Raw genomic sequence first — 5,917 nt, forward strand, 5'->3', positions numbered from 1 at the left:
CTGCCCACCGCTGTCGAGTGCTGCTCAAGCGGCGTGATCTGATCAAGGGGCTAACCAGCTTTCATTGGTGGGCAGCGGCGGTTGGCTGATTAGCAGTGGCACTTAATCATGGGCAATCAACCGGATTTGATATTACTTTGAGGTTGAGGTCGATCGCTCATCGGATTAAGGAAGTGCAAGGAGCAAGCTTGGAGGAGAAACAAAAAGGCAGCAAGCACGGCTAGCGGCTGCATTGTCTGAGTAAAAAGCTAATCTTTTGAGTGTAGCGATGCTGCTGAGAAACAGATCGTGCTAAGCGGAAAGCTTGCTGCCAATCCATCAACGAGCTTGGCGAGAATTAACCCGATCGCTGTATCAGGCGCTAGCTCAATTTGAATGGTGTCTGCATCGATCGAAGGTGCGATCGAAACGGTTTCACTTCAGGCGACAAGGTGAATTGCATTTTGAGCTACCAGGGCAGCACTTCGCCATTACTGTGCCAAAACGTCCCGCTATTGTCGAGGGTAAGCTGGTCAATTCGCGCCAGCAGTCCTTTGACTGAAGTTTCCGCACTGATGCCGCCACTGGTGAAATTGGTCATGCGGGTTTGAACAAGGCCAGGATGCAAAACGGCAACGGCAATGCCGCGCGACTTGAGGTCATGCGCGAGCGACTTGCCTGCCATTGACAGCGCCACCTTCGACATCCGGTAGCCGTAGGAGCCGCCCGAAGTGTTGTCGGCGATCGATCCCATACGGCTGGTTATCAGCACGACTTTAGACCCCGCTTTTAGTCGAGGCAGCAGCGTGTGCGTGACGCGCAATGCACCCAAAGCGTTGACCTCAAACTGTTGGCGAATACTGTCAAAATCGAGGTCTTCGAGCGTGACGCGCTGGAGGATGCCCGCATTGTTGATCAGCACATCGATCGACTGGTTCCCTAGTCGATCGGACAAGCTAGCAACCGAGGCATCATCGGTTATGTCAACGCCTGTCTCAACCTGTACACCCAACGCCTGCAATGGCTCGCTGTCCGTGCGGCAAACGGCAATCACCGTTTCTCCCCGTGCCTGAAGCTGGCGACAAAACTCGTAGCCAATGCCACGATTCGCCCCTGTGACCAAGTAGGTTGCCATATCGTTGTGTGATCGCTCTTGCCCAATCTAACCCTATTGCCAAGCCAAAAGACGCTGCGGCACTAATCTTGGCGTGAACTGAACTCGCGATCGCTTCAACAGGCTCTCTGCCGCTTCTTCATTGATTTGAACGACATGCCGCAGGGCTGACATCCGGCTGCCGCTAATGCATCAGCCACTTCAAACGGCTTTTTGCAGCCCGGACAAGCCGGAAGCAGGCGAAGCGGATGACGATCGCAGCTATCTGTCGCCTTCAGGTGCCATGCGAGCCGATGACACGGCTCCTCCAGATAGCAAGCCGCACAAAACCGAACTTGCTCCGGAGGCAGTGCTTCGCCCGGTAGCGGAAACAGCTCATTGAGCCTGTCTACTTCGATTCGAGTGGCTTGGCTAAGCGCTTCAAGCTCTGCTTGAGTAGGACGAGGATGGAAGCGAAGTTTTTCCCAGCGGCAAGTTGCAAACCCAATCCCTATGAGCTTTCCGAAGGCACTAGCAGAAGAAATTCGATTGCCTTTCGCTCGCCGGAACCGATACAAGAAACTGGCAATACTCTCTCCGTTTAACGGTTGGACGATCGTGTAGGGGTGGTCTGGGTCAAAGGTGTACATGACCTGAGAGCCTATTGTTCCTAAACCGGGGCAGCTACCTTAATCTCACCATATCCTTCCAAGACCTGGCTCAGCACCTGGTTGTCAAAATAGAAGGCATCGTCCGTTGAGGAGTCCCGAATGACCTGAATGAGAATTTCAATCAATGTTCCGAAGTTTCCAGCAGAGGCATTAAACAAACTCGTTGTTGCTTTTGAATCAATGAGCTTGATTGACTCCGGCAGTCCAAGAAATTCCCGTTCAAAGGTTTTGATTAGACCTGAAAATTCAGTTTCGGCAAGGTTACTAAATGGGTAGTGGGGCTGGAAGTATTCAAACAAGTCAAGGCTTTTCAACGCTTTGTCTAGATTCGTCGGACCCATCAAGATCACTGAAATGCCACAGTCCTTCGCTAGCTCAATGAGATCACGAATTGCCTTTTCAGTCAGATAGTGAGCATTATCCACCAACAGCGCTTCGAGCCTGAGTAGTTCCACTGCGTCGTATGCTCTGAGGCGATAATCCTCTGGCTGTCCGCCTCGGGCACCGCGACCCAACTCCTTGGTAATTTGATTAAACAGTTTACGTGAGTGCCAGGACGTGAGGCACTTTGTGTAATGTGCCCGCAGCGGAATCGGTCGCAATGCTCCCTTCTGCCCACTAATGCGATCGACACACTCATTGGCAATCGTGGTTTTGCCACATCTTTGGGGACCGATGATGCGGCCACAGAGCCTGTCCTCACAGCGCTTCTTCAGCCACTGCTCCAAGTCGGTCAAATGTGCTGTCTCAGCAAAGAATTCGCGGTTGATGAGGGCTTTGATTTGCGCTCTTACCCTGCTTGCATCCGGTGCAGGCTTGTGCGAGGGATTGAGAAGAATACGCCCTGGCTCTGGCTCTGGTAGCATGGCGATCGCACCTCATCAAAACCGTCTGGTGCGGCGAGGAACAATCAGCTTTGGCCGCTGTTCCTCGGCCAGCTTTAGCTGCTCTTCAAAAAATTCTACCTGACTTTTCTCTTGCAGACGTTTCTGAATATCGATCACATTGCCGGATTCAGCGGGTGGCGCGATCGATCGAGTGTCGTCTGCATTCGGAGTTGGCGCGATCGGGTTTTGCGTGACCGCCACTGGCTCCGGGGCGAGCGGTGCTGCGGCGGCAAGCGCCTGGTCTGATTTCAACTGTGCGGCGATCATTGGCGGCGTTGGAGCCATATCGACTTCTACAGCCTGGGAGTTTGAGTTTTCAGGGCGACTAGAAGCCTTTGCTGCTGCCCGTAAACAAGGGCTTCCATAATTGAGTGAGCAAATGTTCGCTTTTTTTGCGAGGCGTTTCCGGCGGAATGGCTTCTTTTCCTCCCCTATAGTACGAGCCAAGCCAATTGTAGAAGGTACGTTTAGGCAGGTTATTGTAATACTTGCAGACAGCTTTTATTCTGGCCTTCTTAATCGCCTGATTGAGAGAATCAGCCACCCACTGAACGAGGCGAGGTCGAAACTCAGTTTCCGCTACTCCCTGATTTACTAGATATTGAACAAACTCGTGAATGTCTGTGCTGTAGCTACTTTCGTCGAGCAAGATGGCATCAGCAGAACATTCAGGAAGTTCGGCTGCGAGGCGATCGTCAAACATTGCAGGCGAGTGGATAGAGCGTGGGCAATGTCCATACTGTAGAGGACATATGAAATTTGTGCTATCAATTTACGAATATTAACTGCGATCGCATGGTGCGATGTGACGCCTGCGCTTCGGATTTGCTGCTAATGCATTAGTGCTGGCTCTTGAGTGCGATCGTCAGGCTTCCCGCTCATCCCCTAAGTCAATTGCTATCGAGGCGGGTAAAGAATTTGGAGAAAATTCTGCGGCAACTAACTTGTTGGCAAGATCTAGTCGCGTCCTTGATGATGAGTTTTGCCACCTGCTCCAATGATGAGGAGAAACGGTGATTGCCCTTTGCTACACTGCCTTCAACGAACTGCGATCGCTGGGCATCAATCTAGTTGGAAAATTAGTTTTACCCTCAGGAAAGAAAAGCGATACCAACGTCACAACGTACCGCTTGGTCAGCCTCAATACCCGGACTGCTATTTCGATTGCTCTTTGCACGCCGTTCGTATGTAAGTGGTGCCGACACATTAACCCCTTGCGCGGATGTTTGGTGATCTAATCGGCCTGAAAAATCTTCTGCTAGAGCAACTCACAGTTGGCGTTGGGGTATTTGCGCTTCAGTGCGAATGGCAAATGTACCAACCCGAAACCTCGGCTCAAGTCTCGCTAGTGTTGCTGCTTTTGTCTTGTGGGGGAACAGTCGCATGATGCTATTTGAAAGCAGTTTCCTAATGCCCATTAGGTAACACAGATGAGGAGAGGTAATTCAATCAGTAGTCAGGCAACTAAATTTTGAACGACGGGATACTTCATTTTGCCTTTCTTGTTTCAAAGTGCAAGAATTCTCGTCCAAAAATGCCTTCTGTCTTGCGTTCTAAATAGCCATGAAGCAAAAACACATCATGTTAAGCCAAAGCACACCAATGATGCTTGAGAAACTTCAGACTTGCGTCATCAATTTCTTGGACACAATCTCTGATTTTCCGAGTGACCAATTACTCGCACGCTACCGCACAGCCTCTTCGCTTCACATTCTTTGTGGAATTGTCAAAGAGGCAGAAAGTGCTGGATTTTCTCGGTCTGATATTCTTGAAGTGCTTCAACCCGCCCGAGAACTACATGCTCAATCACCATTTATCGCTCGTCTTCAAACTTGGCCTAGAGGATATCCGGGGGATTTCGAGACAATTGAGTACATTTGTGAAAATATTGTTACGGCTCCTCCTAAAACAGTAGGCTTCTACTTAGAATACGAAGCACTCAATACGGCATCGGCTTAACAACATCGTAATAAAATTCGCTGGCAATCAGAATGCATTCAACAAGCTGCTTTATCAAAGCAAAAGGCTCATATTCTTTCTATAGCCTGTGGTAGCTCAAGAGATATCCAAGATATCCACGTAACACTTCAGAAAACAGCTGCGCTCTTCTTTCTTAACGATGCGGATTCAGACGCATTACAATACTCTCTTTGTCGTTTAGAAAGTATGGCCTCTCAAATCAAACTCATTCCAGGTGATGTATTCAAATCAATTCGCAGGTTTCAAGCATTCAAACCTTATCACCAAATTCTTGCAGGTGGCCTTTTCGACTATCTTACCGATCGCCAAATAGAGTGGCTTGTTCCAAAGCTCGTCGATTTACTACATTCTGGTGGAACTATGTGTTTCACAAATATTGCAAACGGCAATCCAGACAGAGTGTGAATAGAGTATTTAGCTAACTGGCACATTATTGAGCGGAGCCAAGCGGATATCGAGCGTATGGTCTATACTTCATGCGATGCAAGCAGGATAAATTTGAGTATTGAACGAGACTCTACAGGTCTCACCTTACTCGTGAAAATCAAGAAAGGTTGAAAGTGGTGGACGAGTCAGTCTATTGCAAAAGCACGATTAACAGTTTTGGCATATCGGGTTGATCAGAGTTGCTTTAATTGAGGATGCTAGGGTATCAGCAGCTGTGAATGTCTAGAACCGCATCCACAATGTTTATGTCCTGAATGGTTGTGTTCCAATGAGTGCTTGGATATTAAAGCTGCATCAAGCTCTATTCGCTTGCACCTGAGTGATCGCAGTTTTAGTATGGGCTGAGTGCTGAGTTTTGGGTACTTAGTGAGGGCTTCGATCGACTCCTCAGCACTCAGCACCTTTAAAGTACCCTCTAGCAGTCCCTAGCAGGGTGTCGCAGTTTCTCGATTAATAGTTCTGCATTGGTTTCTGATGCTTCTTTCTTGCCCTGAAACGTCCTTGAGCAATGCGATCGATAACAAACTCGGCAAGCTGTTTGTTTTGATATAGCTCGCGCATAATTGGAATCGGCTTTTGATAGAGCGTATCGCTCGCGAAAATCTGCGGCCAGTCGAGATCGGTATGTTCAACCACACCTGCTTCTTTCATCACCTTGAGGAATTCAAAGGCAATCAAACCATGCCCGATCGCCGAAGGGTGAACTCCGTCCAAGCTGAATAAACCCCCTTGGCGCAATCGCTCTTGTGAGGTGGACCCGTAGGACTAGACGAAAATCGAGGGAGAATAAGCTACAGATCTCAAGTTGCAGACTCAGCAATGCTGATGTTTTAGTTCGACTTTAATCAGCGATTCAACTA

At 49.1% G+C, this 5,917-nt stretch carries 7 protein-coding genes; 1 reads left to right on the forward strand and 6 read right to left on the reverse strand.

Annotation, left to right across the window (positions count from 1 at the left end; genetic code table 11):
• Positions 1-448 precede the first annotated feature (448 nt).
• From H6F67_RS26520 to H6F67_RS26540, 5 genes are all read right to left on the reverse strand, one after another.
• The gene (locus H6F67_RS26520) at positions 449-1,114 is read right to left on the reverse strand and encodes an SDR family oxidoreductase (RefSeq protein ID WP_190769666.1); all 666 of its coding nucleotides are present in this window, start codon (positions 1,112-1,114) and stop codon (positions 449-451) included.
• Between the two features lie 95 nt (positions 1,115-1,209).
• A complete protein-coding gene (locus tag H6F67_RS28575) occupies positions 1,210-1,722 on the reverse strand; it encodes a TniQ family protein (RefSeq protein ID WP_190769667.1) in 513 nt (170 codons plus the stop codon).
• 20 nt (positions 1,723-1,742) lie between these two features.
• Positions 1,743-2,609: an ATP-binding protein gene (locus tag H6F67_RS26530; protein ID WP_190769668.1), complete on the reverse strand. Its 867-nt coding sequence runs from the start codon at positions 2,607-2,609 to the stop codon at positions 1,743-1,745.
• 15 nt (positions 2,610-2,624) lie between these two features.
• On the reverse strand, positions 2,625-2,915 hold the full coding sequence (locus tag H6F67_RS26535; RefSeq protein WP_190769669.1) for a hypothetical protein: 291 nt from the start codon (positions 2,913-2,915) through the stop codon (positions 2,625-2,627).
• Positions 2,916-2,955: 40 nt separating this feature from the next.
• Entirely contained in the window at positions 2,956-3,333 is a 378-nt protein-coding gene (locus H6F67_RS26540; protein ID WP_190769670.1) for a hypothetical protein, read from the reverse strand.
• 860 nt (positions 3,334-4,193) lie between these two features.
• Between H6F67_RS26540 and H6F67_RS26545 the strand changes: the two genes are divergently transcribed.
• Positions 4,194-4,589 carry a hypothetical protein gene (locus H6F67_RS26545; protein ID WP_190769671.1) on the forward strand — a complete coding sequence of 132 codons (396 nt, stop codon included), beginning with the start codon at positions 4,194-4,196 and terminating at the stop codon, positions 4,587-4,589.
• 918 nt (positions 4,590-5,507) lie between these two features.
• Here H6F67_RS26545 and H6F67_RS26550 read toward each other — a convergent pair.
• Positions 5,508-5,708 (reverse strand): hypothetical protein, encoded by a 201-nt coding sequence (locus tag H6F67_RS26550; protein ID WP_190769672.1) that lies wholly within the window; start codon positions 5,706-5,708, stop codon positions 5,508-5,510.
• Positions 5,709-5,917 lie beyond the last annotated feature (209 nt).

It is taken from the genome of Microcoleus sp. FACHB-1515 (assembly GCF_014696105.1).
GTDB lineage: Bacteria > Cyanobacteriota > Cyanobacteriia > Elainellales > Elainellaceae > JAAUTJ01.

Excerpts from the sequence above, each read along its gene's own strand:
- H6F67_RS26535 (WP_190769669.1), bottom strand. The coding sequence starts at position 2,915 with ATGGCTCCAACGCCGCCAATGATCGCCGCACAGTTGAAATCAGACCAG.
- H6F67_RS28575 (WP_190769667.1), bottom strand. The coding sequence starts at position 1,722 with ATGTACACCTTTGACCCAGACCACCCCTACACGATCGTCCAACCGTTA.
- H6F67_RS26550 (WP_190769672.1), bottom strand. The coding sequence starts at position 5,708 with ATGAAAGAAGCAGGTGTGGTTGAACATACCGATCTCGACTGGCCGCAG.
- H6F67_RS26545 (WP_190769671.1), top strand. The coding sequence starts at position 4,194 with ATGAAGCAAAAACACATCATGTTAAGCCAAAGCACACCAATGATGCTT.
- H6F67_RS26540 (WP_190769670.1), bottom strand. The coding sequence starts at position 3,333 with ATGTTTGACGATCGCCTCGCAGCCGAACTTCCTGAATGTTCTGCTGAT.
- H6F67_RS26520 (WP_190769666.1), bottom strand. The coding sequence starts at position 1,114 with ATGGCAACCTACTTGGTCACAGGGGCGAATCGTGGCATTGGCTACGAG.
- H6F67_RS26530 (WP_190769668.1), bottom strand. The coding sequence starts at position 2,609 with ATGCTACCAGAGCCAGAGCCAGGGCGTATTCTTCTCAATCCCTCGCAC.